This window comes from Fibrobacter sp. UWH9 (genome assembly GCF_900129715.1).
Taxonomy (GTDB): Bacteria; Fibrobacterota; Fibrobacteria; order Fibrobacterales; family Fibrobacteraceae; genus Fibrobacter.
In genome coordinates this window covers 1-17,666 of sequence record NZ_FQWP01000030.1, presented here as the reverse complement: position 1 = coordinate 17,666, position 17,666 = coordinate 1, and the positions used below count along the sequence as shown (strand labels likewise).

The 17,666-nt window shown below is 49.7% G+C and carries 19 protein-coding genes; 10 read left to right on the top strand and 9 right to left on the bottom strand.

Annotated elements, in window-relative coordinates:
- The first annotated feature begins 48 nt into the window (after nt 1–48).
- Both BUB94_RS15130 and BUB94_RS15125 read left to right on the top strand, forming a co-directional pair.
- The gene (locus BUB94_RS15130; protein ID WP_073238596.1) at nt 49–1,038 is read left to right on the top strand and encodes a porin family protein; all 990 of its coding nucleotides are present in this window, start codon (nt 49–51) and stop codon (nt 1,036–1,038) included.
- 108 nt (nt 1,039–1,146) lie between these two features.
- On the top strand, nt 1,147–1,974 hold the full coding sequence (locus BUB94_RS15125) for an outer membrane beta-barrel protein (RefSeq protein ID WP_073238593.1): 828 nt from the start codon (nt 1,147–1,149) through the stop codon (nt 1,972–1,974).
- Between the two features lie 90 nt (nt 1,975–2,064).
- On the opposite strand, the gene BUB94_RS15120 is transcribed toward BUB94_RS15125, so the two are convergent.
- Entirely contained in the window at nt 2,065–5,025 is a 2,961-nt protein-coding gene (locus BUB94_RS15120) for a fused MFS/spermidine synthase (RefSeq protein ID WP_073238589.1), read from the bottom strand.
- A 159-nt stretch (nt 5,026–5,184) separates the two neighbouring features.
- On the opposite strand from BUB94_RS15120, the gene BUB94_RS15115 reads away from it, so the two are divergent.
- From BUB94_RS15115 to BUB94_RS16560, 3 genes are all read left to right on the top strand, one after another.
- The gene (locus BUB94_RS15115; protein WP_073238586.1) at nt 5,185–6,345 is read left to right on the top strand and encodes a hypothetical protein; all 1,161 of its coding nucleotides are present in this window, start codon (nt 5,185–5,187) and stop codon (nt 6,343–6,345) included.
- 9 nt (nt 6,346–6,354) lie between these two features.
- Complete coding sequence (locus BUB94_RS15110) at nt 6,355–6,879, top strand: outer membrane beta-barrel protein (RefSeq protein WP_073238583.1); 525 nt, start codon at nt 6,355–6,357, stop codon at nt 6,877–6,879.
- A gap of 102 nt (nt 6,880–6,981) precedes the next feature.
- Entirely contained in the window at nt 6,982–7,296 is a 315-nt protein-coding gene (locus BUB94_RS16560) for a hypothetical protein (protein WP_139260268.1), read from the top strand.
- On the opposite strand, the gene BUB94_RS15105 is transcribed toward BUB94_RS16560, so the two are convergent.
- Genes BUB94_RS15105 through BUB94_RS15075 form a run of 7 tightly spaced genes read right to left on the bottom strand, consistent with a single transcriptional unit; the run spans nt 7,247 to nt 13,055 of the window.
- Nucleotides 7,247–7,600 (bottom strand): P-II family nitrogen regulator, encoded by a 354-nt coding sequence (locus BUB94_RS15105; RefSeq protein ID WP_073238580.1) that lies wholly within the window; start codon nt 7,598–7,600, stop codon nt 7,247–7,249. The genes BUB94_RS16560 and BUB94_RS15105 overlap by 50 nt on opposite strands.
- Nucleotides 7,597–8,013: a hypothetical protein gene (locus tag BUB94_RS15100; RefSeq protein ID WP_073161521.1), complete on the bottom strand. Its 417-nt coding sequence runs from the start codon at nt 8,011–8,013 to the stop codon at nt 7,597–7,599. Before BUB94_RS15100 ends, BUB94_RS15105 begins: the two co-directional genes overlap by 4 nt.
- A gap of 8 nt (nt 8,014–8,021) precedes the next feature.
- Complete coding sequence (locus BUB94_RS15095) at nt 8,022–9,551, bottom strand: DUF1538 domain-containing protein (RefSeq protein WP_073161520.1); 1,530 nt, start codon at nt 9,549–9,551, stop codon at nt 8,022–8,024.
- Nucleotides 9,552–9,568: 17 nt separating this feature from the next.
- Nucleotides 9,569–10,306: an ABC-type transport auxiliary lipoprotein family protein gene (locus BUB94_RS15090; RefSeq protein WP_073238576.1), complete on the bottom strand. Its 738-nt coding sequence runs from the start codon at nt 10,304–10,306 to the stop codon at nt 9,569–9,571.
- A complete protein-coding gene (locus BUB94_RS15085; protein ID WP_073238572.1) occupies nt 10,306–11,277 on the bottom strand; it encodes an MlaD family protein in 972 nt (323 codons plus the stop codon). The genes BUB94_RS15090 and BUB94_RS15085 overlap by 1 nt, the downstream gene beginning before the upstream one ends.
- Nucleotides 11,278–11,296: 19 nt before the next feature.
- On the bottom strand, nt 11,297–12,079 hold the full coding sequence (locus BUB94_RS15080) for an ABC transporter ATP-binding protein (protein ID WP_073161517.1): 783 nt from the start codon (nt 12,077–12,079) through the stop codon (nt 11,297–11,299).
- 7 nt (nt 12,080–12,086) lie between these two features.
- Nucleotides 12,087–13,055: an MlaE family ABC transporter permease gene (locus tag BUB94_RS15075; protein ID WP_175549746.1), complete on the bottom strand. Its 969-nt coding sequence runs from the start codon at nt 13,053–13,055 to the stop codon at nt 12,087–12,089.
- Between the two features lie 188 nt (nt 13,056–13,243).
- Between BUB94_RS15075 and BUB94_RS15070 the strand changes: the two genes are divergently transcribed.
- Genes BUB94_RS15070 through BUB94_RS15060 form a run of 3 tightly spaced genes read left to right on the top strand, consistent with a single transcriptional unit; the run spans nt 13,244 to nt 14,821 of the window.
- Complete coding sequence (locus tag BUB94_RS15070; RefSeq protein WP_254793757.1) at nt 13,244–13,843, top strand: RNA polymerase sigma factor; 600 nt, start codon at nt 13,244–13,246, stop codon at nt 13,841–13,843.
- Nucleotides 13,827–14,183 (top strand): hypothetical protein, encoded by a 357-nt coding sequence (locus BUB94_RS15065; RefSeq protein ID WP_073161515.1) that lies wholly within the window; start codon nt 13,827–13,829, stop codon nt 14,181–14,183. The genes BUB94_RS15070 and BUB94_RS15065 overlap by 17 nt, the downstream gene beginning before the upstream one ends.
- Nucleotides 14,183–14,821, top strand: coding sequence for a Spy/CpxP family protein refolding chaperone (locus BUB94_RS15060; RefSeq protein ID WP_073238566.1), 639 nt, complete (start codon nt 14,183–14,185; stop codon nt 14,819–14,821). The genes BUB94_RS15065 and BUB94_RS15060 overlap by 1 nt, the downstream gene beginning before the upstream one ends.
- A gap of 97 nt (nt 14,822–14,918) precedes the next feature.
- Here BUB94_RS15060 and BUB94_RS17340 read toward each other — a convergent pair whose 3' ends face one another.
- Entirely contained in the window at nt 14,919–15,044 is a 126-nt protein-coding gene (locus tag BUB94_RS17340) for a hypothetical protein (RefSeq protein WP_254917582.1), read from the bottom strand.
- A gap of 206 nt (nt 15,045–15,250) precedes the next feature.
- Between BUB94_RS17340 and pgi the strand changes: the two genes are divergently transcribed.
- Nucleotides 15,251–16,897 (top strand): glucose-6-phosphate isomerase, encoded by a 1,647-nt coding sequence (pgi, locus tag BUB94_RS15055; RefSeq protein ID WP_073161513.1) that lies wholly within the window; start codon nt 15,251–15,253, stop codon nt 16,895–16,897.
- Between the two features lie 122 nt (nt 16,898–17,019).
- The gene (locus tag BUB94_RS15050; protein WP_073161512.1) at nt 17,020–17,328 is read left to right on the top strand and encodes a hypothetical protein; all 309 of its coding nucleotides are present in this window, start codon (nt 17,020–17,022) and stop codon (nt 17,326–17,328) included.
- Nucleotides 17,329–17,666 lie beyond the last annotated feature (338 nt).

The following is a 17,666-nucleotide window of genomic DNA, read 5'->3' as shown; positions in this document are numbered from 1 at the left end:
TTTAGAAAATACATAAACAAAGTGTTTTCAAAATGTTATAATTCTAGTATGTTCGCACCTAAGTTTTCTCACAAGCCGATTTTGACCATCGCCATGGCAATTGCCCTAGGCGGATTCTGTTCCACTGCATTCGCCCAGGGAGTTTTCGAAGGTTCCGGCGAAGAGGACAATAGTGGTTGCGTCGGCGACGGTTGCGGAATGGAATTTAACGAAGTTTCCAATTCTACGGATGATACGCAGAGCGACAACGCAAACGGTGTAGAGACTGTAGATGAAAACGGAGTAAAGACCGTCGTATACGGCACGGATTCAACCGCCCAGGATTCCGTAGCACAGGACTCCACCAAGGCAGCGGATTCCACGAAGGTAACAGAATTCTTCGATGACGAAGACACCCGCGCCAACTACGTGCAGGAAAACGCCAGCGAATACCGCGCCCGCAAAGAAGGCTTCTCCAAGTCCATCCAGTTCGGCTTCAGAGCCGGTGCCGGCGCAAACATGAACTTCCTCGGAAACCATACCGACGGCTGGAACGTAGGCTTCGACCTAGAAGCAGGCGCCATCGCCAAGCTCCCCATCGGAAACGATTTCTCTGTCGCCGCCGGCCTGGATTTCAGCTACCGCACCTACAGCTACGAAGGCGACAACGACTACAGCCACAACGAAGCAAGCATTTCTGAAATGCTGTTCCAGATTCCCGCCTTTATCCAGTACGCCTTCGATGAAGACGGATTCTTCCTGGGCCTGGGCGCAAACATCAGTCTCAAGATGTCAGGTGAAACTGAATTCAAGCAGACCGTTGACGCCAAGGATAAACATTACAAGGATAAGCGCAGCAACACTATGCCCACCGTCGGCGTGGAACTGGGCAGCCTCCTGAACATCGGTTACGTTATCAACAAAAATTTGCAGGTCGACCTGCGCTATGTCCAGAACTACACAAACCTGCTGGACCAGGACGTTATCGCCGAATCCACCCTGATGAAAACCAAGCTCTTTACAAGCCACGTAACTTTGGGTGTAACACTCCTACTTTAGAGACTAAACTTCCCGTTTCTTAAGTAAACTTTTTTTTCAACACTATTTTTACACGAATAAAATATTTTAGCTAGCTGGTATTCCAAGCTAGTTTTTTATTTTTACATCATGAATTTCAAGAAGTTTAGCCTTTTAGCAGCACTGACTATGGCGCTCTCCATGCCCGTATGGGCCCAGGACAGCGAAACTCCCAGCGACGATGAATGGGTCTCTGCCGACGACGCCAACAAGGCACCCGTCGAAGAAGAAGCCACCTATGACGGCTCCGCCGACAGCGAATTCGCCAATGACGAAGAATACGCCAGCGCCTATGCCAAGTATAAGGCACAATCCACCAAGAAATCCGACATTGAACGTCAGCGTAACGAAGGTTTCGCTCGCGCCGTGCTCCTTGGCGTCCGCGGTCAGGTTGGCGCCAACACCTTCCTGGGTCACAACTCCGATGGTTGGGGAACCGGCTTCCAGATCGGTGGCGGTCTTCTGGTCAAGATGAACCTGGGCATCAAGCACTTGAGCCTGGTTCCAGAACTGACTTTCAACTACCGCTATTACACCTACGAAAAGGACATGGAGATTTACACCAACGAGGCAAGCATCGACATTATGATGTTTGAAATCCCCATGGTTGTCCGCTATACCGTCGAAGACTGGGGTTTCTTCATCGGTGCCGGTGTGAATCTCGGCCTGAAGCTCACCGGTTCCTCTGAATTTTCTACCAGTGGCGAAACTCGCGAAAATACGGTGGCCACCTCCGGCATGGAAGTGGGCGGCGTTTTCGACCTGGGCTACATGCTGACTCGCTGGGTCAGTCTCGACCTGCGATTTGTCTGGTGCTTTACCAGTCTGTTGAACGAAACCCTGGTGGCTGAAGAAGCATTCTCCGAATCAACATTGAACACATTCTACACCAGCGTCGGTGTAAGTTTCATGTTCTAAAAAAAGATTTGCAGATATTAAAAAGGCCTGTTCCAACGAACAGGTCTTTTCTTATGCATACCTATAAAAAGAAAGGCAAAGCCGCCAAGCCTAGCGCTTGGCTGCCAAGGTCTTCCGGAGCTTCTGGATTTCGCGTTCCATCAAGCGCTTTTCTACCGCAAAGAACCGGTCGTTCATCTGAATCGCATTCTTGTAGATTACGTCGGCAAGGTCCGCCTCTCCAGCCTGCAGAGCCGTGATTACGCAATTGCGCAGGAAAAATTCATCCATGTCCTGCATCTCGTAATGGTCATAGAAGTCAGCCATCAAGAGGGCTGCCTTGGCGTAATCCTTGGTTCGAGCTGCTTCCGTGATGTTGAATTCATCCACAAAACTCTGGGGGAAGGCGCCAGCGGCAACCGCCTCACGAACCTTCACATAAACGTTGTTGGAATCGCGAACCTCCAGGGGAACGCCTCGCAGGTAGTCGGCATATTCCTCGCGGAACTTGGTGTACCCCACAGAGGCTTCCAGAGCCGTATCTGCCGACGCCACCACCTGAGCCACCTCTTGGGCGGTAGAATCAGCCACGACGGGAGTGGCGTTCTTCATCAGCTGTTCCACATAAGCAATCAAGGCCATTTCCTTGAAGGCATCCTTTTCTTCTGCGGCCATGGCCTTCACGCGGGCAGGGCGACGCTTGGCAAAATCTTCCGGATCGAGATATTCCGGCCAGCAGACTTCACAGGAATCGAACACCTGCACGATGTGAGCCTCGGAGTGAACAAAGCGGGCTTCCTCGGCGCGATTATCCACCATAGGCACAAAGACGCTGTTGGGTTCAACACCATCAAGCAGAGACGAAACCATCTTGTTGGTAAACAGGAAGTTCCTTTCGCCAAAGAATTCCGGATCGCGATGAATACGTTCAAATTCCTTCACCAGTACCGAGTCGGTGCTAAAGCGGCCGATACCCTTCTGGTAAACCGGCTGGTCGCTGGCGATCATGATAATATCCGGTTCATCCGTCGACTTGTACAAACTGACATAAGGGAACGTCTGGTCCAGAGCCTTCAGAATATTCAGGAACATCAGATCGTTAAATTCATAAGTCTGAATCCACTGTACCCAAAGTCCGCCCGGCTTCATATAGCGGCGCATCTTGGCGTAGAACTCGTGGGCAAAGAGACCGGCCACGCCGCTGACCCAAGGATTAGAGGGAACGCTAATGATCATGTCATACTGGCGATGATTCGTATGGAAGAAGGTCGTCGCATCGTCAATAAAAATGTGAATACGAGGATCGTCATATCCGCGGTTATTCCAGGGGTAAAAACCCTTGGCCAGATCCATCATGGCTTCTTCGATTTCAACGCAGTCAAAATCCTTCAGCAAGGGGTCGGCCAGCAAATAATGGGCACCCATACCGCTACCGAAACCCACCATGGCGGCATCGTAAGGTTCAGTCTTTACGGCCATGGGCATAAAGGCGGTTGCCGCCTGAGTCAGTTCATCACTGGAAATAGGCTGAGTGCGGTCCTTGTTCAAGCTGGCGTCAGCCTTACCGTTAGTCTTCACATAATAGTGAACCTTGGATTCATGGAAGCTGATGGTCGCCGTCTTTCCATCAATGACCCGAATCTTTTCATCGGGATGCAAGTTCTTGAAAGAACGGAATACGCCGGACGTTACCAGATGAGGATCGAAGTTCACAAAGAGGGTCGGCAAAACCATGGCGGCGGCAGCCACATAGAACATGACATTGCGACGCCAACGTTTGCGGTAAACGGCCAACAGAATAAAACCAATGGCAAAGTCCAGCAAGGCAGCCACCACAAGGGCACCCTTCAGCTGCAACAACGGCAAAAGCAAAAGTCCACCGCCAGCAGAACCGATAATGGAACCCAGAGTATTCCAGCCGTACACCTTGCCAATGGGAGCTTCGCTCTTGAAGGCACGAGTCAAGATCAAGGTAATCAGCGGCAAAGTCATACCGGCAAAGAAGCTGGTAGGCACCATCCACAGCAAAGACAAGGCGTACTTGAACAGACTCCAGCAAACGTAACCATCCGTAGTCGGATTAAAAATCTGGTTGGCCTCGTTCATCATGGCCCAGAACGGCTGATGGAAATACAGCGTACAGAGCGCAAAGAAAGCCATAAAAATCTGGGCCAGGGAAAGCACCACCAGAGAATCCTTCTTCAGGAGCTTACCGCTGACAGCACTACCGATGGCAAGGCCCAAGATAAATGCAGAAAGCATCTGGTCGAAGCTGTGGCTAGAAGAACCCATCAAAAGGGAAAGCAGTCGAGTCCACACAATCTCGTACACAAAGCTGGTCAGGCCCGTTACCGCCGCAATCCACAGCCAGGCATTCTTAGGCGGCATGGGCAAGTTGTGCTTCGCCACAAAATCTTCGTTGGGGTCTTCTTCTTCGCCTTCGTCGTCAGTCGCATGCACAGGAGAAGTCGCCAATCCGATAAAACCGAAAACTGCAGCCAGCAAGAAGTTGATGGAAGCGGCCACAATCAACGTAGCATGATTACCAATTTCAGGAATCAGCAAGTAGCTGGTAGCCAAGATACCGATGGCAGAACCCAGGCTGTTGGTAAAGTAGAGCATGGGGAGAGAAACTTCTGCACCGCTCTTGCGCATAAGACCAGCGGCAATAAAGGGGAACGTCATACCCACCGCAATGGCAATGGGGAGCGTAGAACCTGTCGCCAGAATCACCTTGGCAATTTCTGCACCGCGAGAACTCAAAGACGCCGTAAACTCGGAGTCATAGAAAATTCCCGTCAGCCAGTTGTACATGGGGTGGTAAGCCACGCCGCCAATACCGATACCCAATTCCACCAGGCCGTAGCCCAACAAGGGGCGTTTCGTCTTCGTCACCAGTTTTCCGGCAACAAAGCTACCGATGGCAAGGCCGCCCATGTAAATGCAGAGGGTCAGCACCTGACCGTAACTGGAATGGCCCAGGAAAAGTTTTAGGTAGCGAGCCCAGGAGCCCTCATAAATCAGGCCAGCAAAGCCCGACAAGGCAAACAGGAAATAGACAAGAATGTTCATAAGATAAAATTTAACCTTATTTATAGTTCATAAGGAAAATGAACATTCTGGAATCCAGCAAAAAAGTCATTTAAAAGTTTTAATAAAATTTTGTTTACAAAAAAACATTGAATTACTTTATCACTTTTATTAAATATAGAGTATTAAAAAGGAGAACAAATGAAATATATTTATCTTACATTCATTTTCTTATATTTAATCAGTTGCAGCAACAACAGCAGCAGCAGCGAAATTCAAAATAACACGCAAAAAGATTCTGGTTCATCAGAGTTAGACTCCTTTATCGAAAGTATGGGAGATTCAATTCTTCCCTATTTTGATTTCGACAATGAAGGCAATAGAATCGAATATATACCTAGCAACTCTTTTTTGGCAAAGTCTATTGAAAAGAAGCCTCTCATCCTTAGTTCCCTGGATGAATTTTACTCGTTGGAAAACGAATACGCAGAACGAATTAGCTCCGACTACGAGTATTCACACTCTATCGCACGCCCACTAGATTACAACTGCCAAACATCCTTACTTGCAATGAATGCAGATTACGAAGTCATCATGCTAACTAGCGGAGACACGATTCTGTCAAACAAAAAACTTCTTGAAAGTTGCGAATATATCGGTCTTAACTGTGCGGAATGTAACGACGCATCCGAGGAAGACCCTTATTTAAAAACGACAAAAATACTGAAGAAAGATGTTGTAGAAGAGAATAAAGATTTTAAGTCAAGCGTTTCCGTTGAAATTTACCCCTATCGAATGGAAGCATCTTCCTTCGTAACAAATGTTAAATACCTGTACTCCTCAGCAGGTTCCGAAACTTACTTCAAAAAAAGACAGCGTGTTTGGCGAGGGCCATTTACCGGCATGGTTTGGCGCTGGGCATCTTTCGATCCCGACCGCAACGGAGTAAGGACATACTGTTTTAATGGGTGTAAAGAAGAATTTAGGGGAAATCAAGGACTACCAAACACATTCTCTTGCTCCAGCGTGAAGCATGATACGGATTTGGACACCTGCTGCGACACAGAGGATATAACGGTAAGATGCAACGTATCCCTACCATTCAGCGGAGGTGTTAAATTTACAGCCAACGTTTCCACTGACAAAGGAGTCACTCCAGTTGAGGTTAATAAACTTTCAGATTTAAAAAATTATACAGACGAATCTTCAAGTCTCAAAATTGTTAAAGAATTCAACGGCGGAGTTATAGGCATGCACTACGTACGTCACGGAAGTAACTACTTCAAAGCTATAACAAGCAAAAACATCCCCAGCGACATGATTTCAATGATAAAAAGTAAGTACACCTTATCTTATAGGTAATAGGACAACATGAAAAAGGTTATCACGTTATCATTTATACTACTTACCAGTTTAAGCTTCGCAAGTGTAGACATCAATCTAGGTTTCAGTCCCTATAGAGGTCTTTTCGGAATCGGCTACACATTTGCCAATAGTCATTTTTCAACAAACGTACATATTCCATTTTACAATTCGGATTACGACTTTGTTGGAGGAGTTGGCGTCGGCTACCACATTTTTGGTAAAACAGGGCCCTATATCTACCACGCCTCAGATTGGATTAATGGTGAATTTTTAGGATTCAAATACTCTTTCAAAGAAAAAGAGACCTCAACAGTAATAGAAAACAATAGAAGTATCAACTATTGGCAACTTACCTTCGGACTCGGCTATCAATATATGTTCACCGACCACTTCGGAGCCTACTTTGAAGCAGGTTTTCAATTTTACGCTGGAGACGGAGGTTACTACACACACTTTGATGCAGACGAAGCAACATTAGATAATGAAAAAACCAGCTTTCCTGCGGGATTTGGCGCATCGTTCTCTTTCTAAGCATCATTTTTAACCACAGACCTCCGCAAGAAATACTTGCGGAGTTTTTTTTCAAAAAACTATTCTTACTATAATTTACCTTATTCAATATTGCGAGAAGTTATGAAAACAACAATTCTATTTCCAGCATTTCTTGTTTCGGCGCTTGTCGGATGCGCAGGCTCTGATCCACGCGGGCACCATCCCATAAACGTAGGGAATACGTCTAACCCAACCCGCATGGTTCAGGAAGGTCGCGACACCCATACCTATACAGCAACACAGATGCCCATGCCCGACACCCCAAATGGAAAATACGAAGGCGAAATGCCCCAGACCGAAGTCCAGGGCAACTATGACGACATCAAGATTGACGACAAAATCGACTTTACTCGACTGTCGCCATCTTCTGCGTCAGGCGTTCCTTCCACGGAGTAAGGCCAACCACGTTATCCACCGGCAGCGAGAACGCGATTCCCTGGCCCATGGTATCAAGGCCAGCCTTCTGGTAAAGGGCATGGAGAACGTCATCCTTGATCTTTGCATCCACAAGGATCATGACGATTTCCTTTTCGGGCTGGATAGCGATGTGGAAAAGGGATTCCGCTTCCTTGTTTGCAGTTCCGCGTGCATTCAGGATGGTACCGCCGCGAGCGCCAGCTTCCTTGGCAGCATCCATCACGGCTTCAGAGAAACCTGCATTCACAATACAAAAAATGACTTCGTGATTGAATCCACTCATTGTTCATTTCTCCGGACCGCATCGCGGTTGTCGCTTAAAAAGTTAAAGATGGACTTGCCGATAATGCTTGCCATGGGAATGGTATAGGCAATGCCCTTACCGCCCACGATGGTGTTAAACTTTTCTTCAAGACTGTCCAGGGCCGCGGTCAAGTTTTCGTCACCGATAATGCTAAAGATTACGGCACGGTCAGAATCCGTAAGGCCCATGGCAGTGGCAATTTCCTTGGGAGCCGTACCCTGGCCATAAACCACCATCTGCATATTCACGCCAAAACTCTGGATGTGGTCCATATAGAAATCAGCCTTGCTGCGGCTCACCACCGTAATCAGCACCTTCAGCTTATTCATTGAAACCCTGGAATGACCCGACTTTGCAGGGGCGCGACGAATGTACTTCTTTAAATCAGCCATACCTCTCCCTACATAAAGTCAATAATCTGTTCGTCATCCGCATCCTGGATACGACGCATCATCATTCGGTTTCTTACAAATCTAGAGGCCACCGCCTTAAAACCCAGAATCTGAATCGTAATCAGCGGAGTCATGGCCACCATGGCCACCACACCAAAAGCATAGCTCAAAATGCCACCTTCGCCATGAATGGCAGAGCAGGCACCAATGGCCAAAGGCAAAATAAAACTGGAAGTCAAGGGGCCGCTAGCCACACCACCGGAGTCAAAGGCGATGGCCGTATAAAGCTTAGGCACAAAGAAGGAAAGTCCCAAAGAAAGGAAGTAACCGGGAATAAGGTAATAGATTACCGGGAATCCATAAATCAGACGGATCATGGAAAGTCCGATAGAAATACCCACACCTACAGAAAGGGCGATCAACATGGAGCGCTTGGTGACAAGGCCGCCAGTAATTTCTTCTACCTGTTTATTGAGAACGTGAACGGCAGGTTCCGCAAGAACAACCACCATTCCAATCACAAAACCAGAGATCACCAGGGCACGGGGCAGTTGAGCCAGCTGTTGCCCCAATTCAAAGCCAATAGGCATAAAGCCCACCGCCACAGCCGTCAAGAAAATCACAAGTCCCACAAAGGTATATACGATACCGAAGCCGATCTGGGCCAGCTTGGCGCGAGAAAGCTTAAGCACCGTCAGCTGCAAGGTCACGAAGAACGCCACGATCAACCCAAGGGCAACCAGCACTTCCTTGGCAACGCCTGCCACCGCCGGCAAGAAATTCGCACCAAGGCTTGCGTCAATGGAATAAGCTTCTTCGGAAAGGGTATAAGTCAGGTCACCCTGAGCAAACAGAACAAGACCCATCAAGGCAAGCATGGGGCCAACAGAGCAAAGAGCAATCAGACCGAAGCTGTTTTCGCTGGCATGCTTACCGCCAATGGCACCAGCCACACCCACACCCAGGGCCATGATAAAGGGAACCGTAATGGGGCCTGTAGTCACACCGCCACTATCAAAGGCCAGCGGCACAAAAACTTCCTTGCCCAGCGAAACCATCAACATTCCCAACATGAACAGAACCATGTAGAAGAAGATGATAATCGCTGAAAGGTCCTTCTTAAAAACAATCTTGAAAATGGAAATCAAGAGGAACAGACCCACGCCGATACCTACCGTAGCAATCAGCATGGTAGGGTTCACAGCATTCTTCACCTGCTCCGCAAGCACCGACAAATCCGGTTCCGCAATGGTAATAAGCACGCCCATCACAAAGCAGACCGAAGCCAGCAACAGAACGCGGCGGGATTTGGCAAGACCGGAACCCATATGTTCGCCCATAGGGGTCATGGCCAGGTCAGCGCCCAGGTTGAACAGGCCAATGCCCACCACCAGAAATACGGCGCAAACCGCAAAGACAACCATTTCCTTAAAGCTCAGCGACACCAGCGGCGTAAAGGAAACAATCAAGACAATCAGTGTTATGGGCAACACCGACGCAAAGGATTCCTTTAACTTAGCCAATAAAATTTTGAGCATCGCTCCGCAATATAGCTTTATTCGCTCACTGCAGGCGGCTCGACCTCCGGAGCAGCGGGTGCTTCCGTTGCGGGAACATCAGAAGCGGCGGGCTCTTCCATTTCGGGGGCGGGCAATTCTTCATACCCCTTGGCGGTCACATGTTCCTCGGGAACAAAACTCATCACGCGGCGGATATCGTCAATGGCGTCATCTGCAAATGCCTTCAGCAGTTCATAGACGGCCTCGGCAAAATTCCTCATGTCGTCGCCTTTATAGCTCCTGGATTCATCGTAAGCCTTACGCCAGATAAAGCCCTCGGTTTCGGTCTTACGCAAGGTGAAGGTAACGGCCAGACGGGCAAAGCGATCGTTTCCGCGGTCCACTTCTTCCACGGCATTCACATGGGTCATGAATTCCAGATCCGGCTTGACAGCCACATCCACATCCAGTACGCCAAAGAGGGCCGAAGACTTCATCATAGAAGTCACAGACTGTTCCACCAGAAATTCCGGGCGGGCAGCCCACACGGAATAAGTGTAGAACATGAAGTCATAAGGCGATTCGCGATACACGATATTGTTTCGACGGTAGGCCGGGTCTACAGAGGCATGGGTCACCATCAAAGTGTAGGGGAACACCGGATCTGCGGTAGCCTTCTTCACCTCGGGAACAGGCAGCATGTAATATTTGACTTCCCTATCAGGGCCGCCAAAGCAACCCGTGAGAACCATCGCAACGGCGCAAGCCATCCAAAAGGCAATCTTACCCATCATTACTTCTCCCTATCAGAAGCCTTGGGACTGCGAATCAGGCTAGAGGGCTGATTCTTGATCTTCTGGCTGAAATCGTTGAGGTTTTCCAGAATGGCATTCAGCTGCTTAAGAGCATCTGCAAAGTTCGTCTGGTTCTTATATAGGAACACATCCACTCTCCTGGACATAGCTTCCAGCGAATGCAAAGTCTTGACCAGGTCGTCGTTCATCTGCTTGGTATCGAGAGCGGCCATCTTCGCCTGGATCTGGTCCAGCGTATTCTTGACTTCTATAGCCAAGTGGGACTCGTCAAGTTCTGCGGTAATGCGTTTCAGGGAACCCATAGACGTATCCAGCTTTGCTACCGGAGCCTCCATGGACTTCACCAGACGATTGCCGTTATTCAAGAGAGCGTTTCCGGTAGCCACCATGGTCTTGGTGCCGGCGGAAGCCTCTTCAAAATTAGAGAGGGTGCGTGAAATCTTCTTGGCATTCTTTTCTGACAGAACGTTGTTCAAATTATCCAGAAGCATTTCGATGCGGGCCACCAAGTTTTCTGCCTGGCCCGTAATTTCGCTGATGCGGTTCACGCCCGCCTGAACAAAGGAGCCATCGGGAAGATTTTCTTCTGCGGCATCGCCACCATTCAAAATCAGGTAGCGGTTTCCCGTCAACGAAATACCACTCGTCATCTGCACCTGGGTACCCGCCTTAATAGGCGTTTCGGGGCTTACCTCAAACCAGACCATCACATTGTTCAAGTTCTTCGGGTCAATCAGAATCTTGCGCACATGACCCACATCGATACCGTTCAGCATCACGCGGGCATCCACCGACAGACCCTGCACCGATTCAGAGAAAATCGTGTAATAGGTAACTTTCTGATTGTGGATCTTTTCACCAATCAGATAGCCCACAAAGCCCACAATTCCCACAAAACACAATAGCAGGAATAAACCTAGCCTTATTCGTTCCGCTTTCGTAGTTTCCATAAGTTATCCTTTCCTACCCTCAGTTTTCAAAGTCAAAATTTATAAATCCGGCATTACCCAATTCATCGGGGCATTCACGCCTAAAGAACGTCCGGATCTCGGGAATATCCGATTCCAACCCCTGCTGCAGATTTCCATCCAGAAGGACCTCGCCCTCCTTCAAGAAAATGAACTTGTCGCAGATGGTCTTGATGCTTTCAAGTTCGTGAGTCACGATGACCACCGAAATCTTCAAGTCGTCCCGCAGTTCCAAAAGCAGTTCGTCCAGGGACCTGGCGGTAATAGGGTCAAGACCTGCAGACGGTTCATCACAGAACAGCAGTTCAGGTTCCAGCGCCAGGGCGCGGGCAAGGGCCGCACGTTTACGCATACCGCCCGAAAGTTCCGACGGATACTTGTTAAAGGCATGAAGCAGATGCACCTTCTCCAAACGATCCGCAATCACATCGTCCATGATGCTCTTGGGAATCCCCGGCTTGTGACGTTGCAGGGGCAAGGCCACATTCTCGGCCACAGTTAGACTTGTTAACAAGGCGCCACCCTGGAACAGCACTCCCGTACGCTTGCGAACTTCATCGGGAATAGGGACCGTAGCAGGATAAGCTTCCCCAAAAAAGGAGATGTTACCGCCAAGGGGTTTTTCTAACTGTAAAATATTATTCAGAAGCGTCGACTTGCCGCAACCGGAACCGCCAAGAATCACGCGGATCTCGCCGGCAGCCACCTCGAAGCTTACGTCCTTCAGGATCACCTTGCGTCCGTAGCCCGCCTTCAAATGTTCCACTTTCAATAAGGGAGTCATAAAACCTCTAGTAGAATATGAAGGAGAACAGGGCATCCGCAAGGATGATACCCGCAATGGAATAAACAACGCAGACCGTGGTGGCCTTACCCACCGAATCGGCACCGCCTCGAGCCCTGAAGCCCTGGAGGCAGGCAATCAAGGTCACGATCCAGCCAAACACCATGGACTTGACAACGCTCTTGAACAACAGCACCATGGGCAGGGCCCCGCGCAAACCTTCCCAGTAATTGCGGGGCGAAATTTCACAAATCCAGAACGCCACCAGAAAGCCGGCAAAACAGCCAATCACCGATGCCATAAAGGAAAGAATAGGCACGGCGATAGTCATGGCCTTAAAGCGGGGCAAGATCAAATACTGAACCGGATGGATACCCATGGTACGCAAGGCCTTGATTTCTTCGGCCACGCTCATACTGGCGATTTCTGCCGTAATGGAACTTCCGGAACGGCCCGCCAAAATGATGGAAGTCAGCAGGGGGCCCATTTCGGCAAACATCAAAAAGCCCACACCCACAGAAAGGTAATCGGCGGCACCGAAAGTATTCAGCTGGTTGGCACTCTGGAGCGCCAAGGTAAAACCAATCAGAAATACCAACAAGAAGACAATGCCGGCAGCCTCGCTACCCAGGCGCAGCAACTGTTTGGCCACACCGCCAAAAGGCAAGCGCTTACGGTCAAAACGGCCCACAAAAGTCCAATAGACACTTTCGCTGAGCAGGTAAAGCAAGGTCTTCAAGGTATCAATGACTTCAAAGCCCATCCACCCCAGACGTTCGACGAATCCTGCGGCCTCGGCGATTTCGCCGGCAGGCACGTCAATTTTACGCACCCTCGACAATTCCGCCTTTATTTCCGGCGAAAAATTCGCAAGTTTCAGACGATGTCCGAGACGTTCCGCTTCCAGGGCTAACTTTGCGAACAGGGCCTTGGATTCCAGATCCAACCCCACGAAATTGGCCCCATCCAATCGCAAATCTGACCTCCTCAGAACGCGCATACACCTGCCAAGCCAACTTGACAACTGCTTCGGAGCAATCCGTTCCGGGAGCGTTAATGTAACCAAATCCTCCATAAGCAAAAAGTAATATATTTTTTGACACTTCTATATAAGTCCCACTTTTTTTGCAACCGCCAAAACACCACAATCATCAAAAGTGCGAAATGAACACGAATCTGGTCGAATCCACAATCATCCAAAAGCTGAAGCTCGGTAGCCGCGAAGCCCTGGCCCTCCTCTGGCAGGACCACAGCAAGAACGTACTGAACCTGGCCTTCCGCATGATGAAGGATCGCGACCAGGCCGAAGACATCCTGATGGACGTATTCGTTCAGATCCCCAAGGCGATACATAAATTTCGTGGAGAATCGGCGTTGAACACCTGGCTGTACAAGCTAACCGTAAACGCCTGCCTCATGAAACTTAGAGCGCAAAAAAGACATAGCGAACTTGAAAGCGAAAACGCCCTCCTCATTATAGAAGAGGCCCTAGGCCAGAACGAAGGCGAGAACATTGACATTCCAGGCCACACACAGAACGAAGCCGAGCATTACGATCCGGAACTTCTGTCCCAAGGTCTGAACACCTTACCCGCCGAAACACGAAGCATGCTCTGGCTCAAGGATGCCGAAGATTTAGACATCAAGGACCTTTCCGAGGTTTACAACCTCCCCGAAGGAACCATCAAGGCAAAACTCAGCCGAGCCCGCCACCGTATCAAAGACTTTATAAGGGAGCGAATCCACCATGCAAAACAAGCTTGATTTTTCTAGTCTGGAACAGCTCACCCCAAGAGCAGACTCCTGGGAAAAAGTCTGCGCCCGCCTGGACGCGGATTCCAGCAAGGTAGACGCCCTGCCCAGCAACCTCATCCCCTTCCGCATCATGAGTGCCATCCCCCTGGCCGCAAGCCTGGTGCTGATCGGTATTAGCGTTCTCATGACCGCATTCTCCAACACCTCCGAGAATATTTCCATCAGCACCATTACTTCTACCGAGGTATCCAGCTGGTATCATGGTCTGGGCAGCGACAACGACAACGACGATTTTGACACATTGGACGAAAACGTAACCCTCAGCTATTTCTATAAGGACGCAAAATAATGAAAGGATCAGCAAAACTCTTTATCGCAAGCCTCATCGTGTTCGCCGCCTCCGCCGGATTCTTCGCAGGATCCGTATGCATGAAACCCTGCCCCAAGGGTCCCATGGCCATGGAAGGCTTCCAACCGGGCATGATGCCGCCGCCTCCGGGATTTGACGGTAAGAATCCTCCCCCGGAAATGAAGGGTCCCATGGGCCAGCACGGCCCCAAGGGTCACAGAGGCCCCCACGGTCCTAACGGTCCTGACCGCGAAATGATGGACTCCTTGCTGCAGGTCACCGCCGACCAGAAGGTAGCCCTCGAAAAGAACCGCACCGAAGCCGAGGAAACCCTGAAGACCCTCCGCAAGAATAAGTTCGAGGCAGAAAAGGCCCTGGGCGAAGCTCTGAACACCGAAGACATCAAGGCCATCGAAACGGCAAAGGCAAACGTCCTGTCTGCCGACAAGGCCCTGCTGGACCACCGCATCAATTCCATCGCCGCCCTGAACAAGATCCTGACCAAGGAACAGCGCGAGAAGTTCCGTGCCTTCCACAAGGAAGCCATGAAGAAGTTCAAGGATCACAAGGGTCATGGTCCTAAGCCCGGCACGGGTCCCGATATGGGCCCCAAGTTCGAAGGCGAACCCCGGGAATAACAGACGAATTTCCTTGATAAGCAACAAAGGCCCCGGCAATTGCCGGGGCCTTTTCCGTTAAATTTTTTGTTGTGCGTTAAATGTTAAAGTCTAATTGTTAAACGAAGGCGAATATTACCAGGAGGGCCGTCGCAACAGCGAGAACGCCGCTGATGAAGGCTTCCACCTTCGGGCCATACTGCTTTGTCTCAGTATGCGTCTCATCTTGAAAACGCTGTTCCATAATACCTTCCTTTACACCACAGGGTTTCCCATCCCTGTCTTTACAAATTACAAAATTTCTCCATTCTTGAGGTGAGTTTCGTCACAGAAATCTATGGACTTTCCATCCACGAGTATTAGGGGTTGGAATATTAGAAATTGTCTTATTCCAACTTTTTCTATATTTCCGCCCGTATTTAACTCCCGCCTAGCGGAAAGGATTAAACTATGTCTAAACTGACTGATTCTATGGAATGGAAGGCTCTCGAAGCCCACTCCGAAGTTGCAAAGACCTGGCACATGAAGGAACTCTTCGCCAAGGATCCCAGCCGCGCTGCCAAGTTCAGCGCCGAAGCTTGCGGCCTCTTCCTGGACTACTCCAAGAACATCATCACTGACGAAACCATGGCCAAGCTCCAGGACCTCCTGAAGTCTGCCAACTTCGAAGAAATCCGCGCTAAGTACTTCGGTGGCGAAAAGATCAACACCACCGAAAAGCGTGCAGTTCTCCACACTGCTCTCCGCTACAAGGGTAACGATCCTATCTGCGTCGACGGCAAGGACGTTATGCCCGAAGTCCGTGCTGTTCTCAAGCACATGGAAGAATTCACCAACCTGGTCCGCAACGGTTCCTGGAAGGGCCACACCGGCAAGTCCATCAAGTATGTGGTGAACATCGGTATCGGTGGTTCTGACCTTGGCCCGGTGATGGTTACCGAAGCCCTCAAGCCCTATGCTGGCGAAAACGCTCCCGAAGTGTTCTTCGTTTCTAACATCGACGGCACCCACATGGCAGAAACCCTGAAGAAGGTCAACCTGGAAGAAACCCTCTTCATCGTCGCTTCCAAGACTTTCACCACCCTCGAAACCATGACCAATGCAGAAACCGCCAAGGCTGCAGTTCTCAAGGCTTTCAACGGCGACGAAAAGTCCATCGCCAAGCACTTCGTTGCTCTTTCCACCAACACCGAAGCGGTTTCCGCTTTCGGTATCGACCCGGCCAACATGTTCGAATTCTGGAACTGGGTTGGCGGCCGCTACTCTCTGTGGTCTGCAATCGGTCTGTCCATCTCCCTGCGCATCGGCTTCGATAACTACATGAAGCTCCACCAGGGTGCTTACGAAATGGATCAGCACTTCAAGACTGCTCCTGCCGACAAGAACCTGCCGGTTATCCTCGCCCTCATCGGTGTCTGGTACAACAACTTCTTCGGTGCATCCAGCTACGCTATGCTCCCCTACGACCAGTACCTCCATCGCCTGGCCGCCTACTTCCAGCAGGCCGACATGGAATCCAACGGTAAGTTCGTTGACCGCGACTGCAACCGCGTCGACTACCAGACTGGTCCGATCCTCTGGGGCGAACCGGGTACCAACGGTCAGCACGCCTTCTATCAGCTGATCCACCAGGGCACCAAGATGATTCCTTGCGACTTCATCGCCCCGGCAAACAGCCACAACGCAGTTGGCGATCACCACCAGAAGCTGCTCTCCAACTTCTTCGCTCAGCCCGAAGCCCTCATGAACGGCAAGACTCAGGAACAGGCTGCAGAAGAACTCCGCAAGGCAGGCAAGTCTGAAGAAGAAATCGCTTTCCTCGCTCCCCACAAGGTGTTCGAAGGCAACAAGCCCACCAACTCCATCATGATGGACTACGTTTCTCCGGAACGTCTCGGTGCTCTCATTGCCATGTACGAACACAAGATCTTCACCCAGGGCGTTATCTGGAACATCAACAGCTACGACCAGTGGGGTGTTGAACTGGGTAAGCAGCTGGCCATGAAGATCCTCCCGGAACTGAAGGCTGACACCGAACTCAAGCACGACTCTTCCACCAACCAGCTCATCAACTGGTTCAAGAAGAATCAGAAGTAAGCTTCGCTTCCCTAGAGATTGCAAAAAAACACAGCAACAGTGACCTCGGACGAGGCCACTGTTTTTTTGTTCAAACCTTTTCAAAAAAAAGATATATTAGGGAATAATTTAAAAGGAGTCTTATGAAAAAAATCGCTTTTGTAATATCTGCTGCAGCTGCTGTAGTCTTGATGCAAGGCTGTGCCGCTTCCGGTATATCAGCCGCCCGTTATTGGGACGGCCACAAGTTCCTGATGCTTGAAGATCATTGGGGCGAGCCTACAGAAAAGCAGGAAGCCGAAGACGGTTCCTACCGGGCAATATTCCGTGCCGGCGAAGATTGCACTGCAACATTCTACGTCAACCAGGCAGGTATCATCACGTCTCACAATTTTGTAGGACAATCCTGCAGTTTCGACGCCTACAACCGCCTGAAGAATATCGAGCACTAATCTAATAGGCACGCGAAGCGTGTCATTCTGATTACGCATCGAAATCGAGGCTTCTGAATTTACATTCTTTTAACAAAGTAACTCTTGCCAAATTTTAGATAAATTCTAATATTCATCCCGAGCGTTACGAACAGTCTCCTGAACACTTGAGTTAACCAAGTGTTTTTTCTTATAGGAGATAATATGCCCACACAAAAAACAACAAACATCATCGGCAACAGCGAATCCCCCAAAACGGAAATCGCGTCTCTATTGGCGGATTGCGCCTTCAAGTACGTGTACACCCGAGACAATCCCAAATCCCGTGAAAACTTGCGGCAGCTGATGTCTACGCTCAT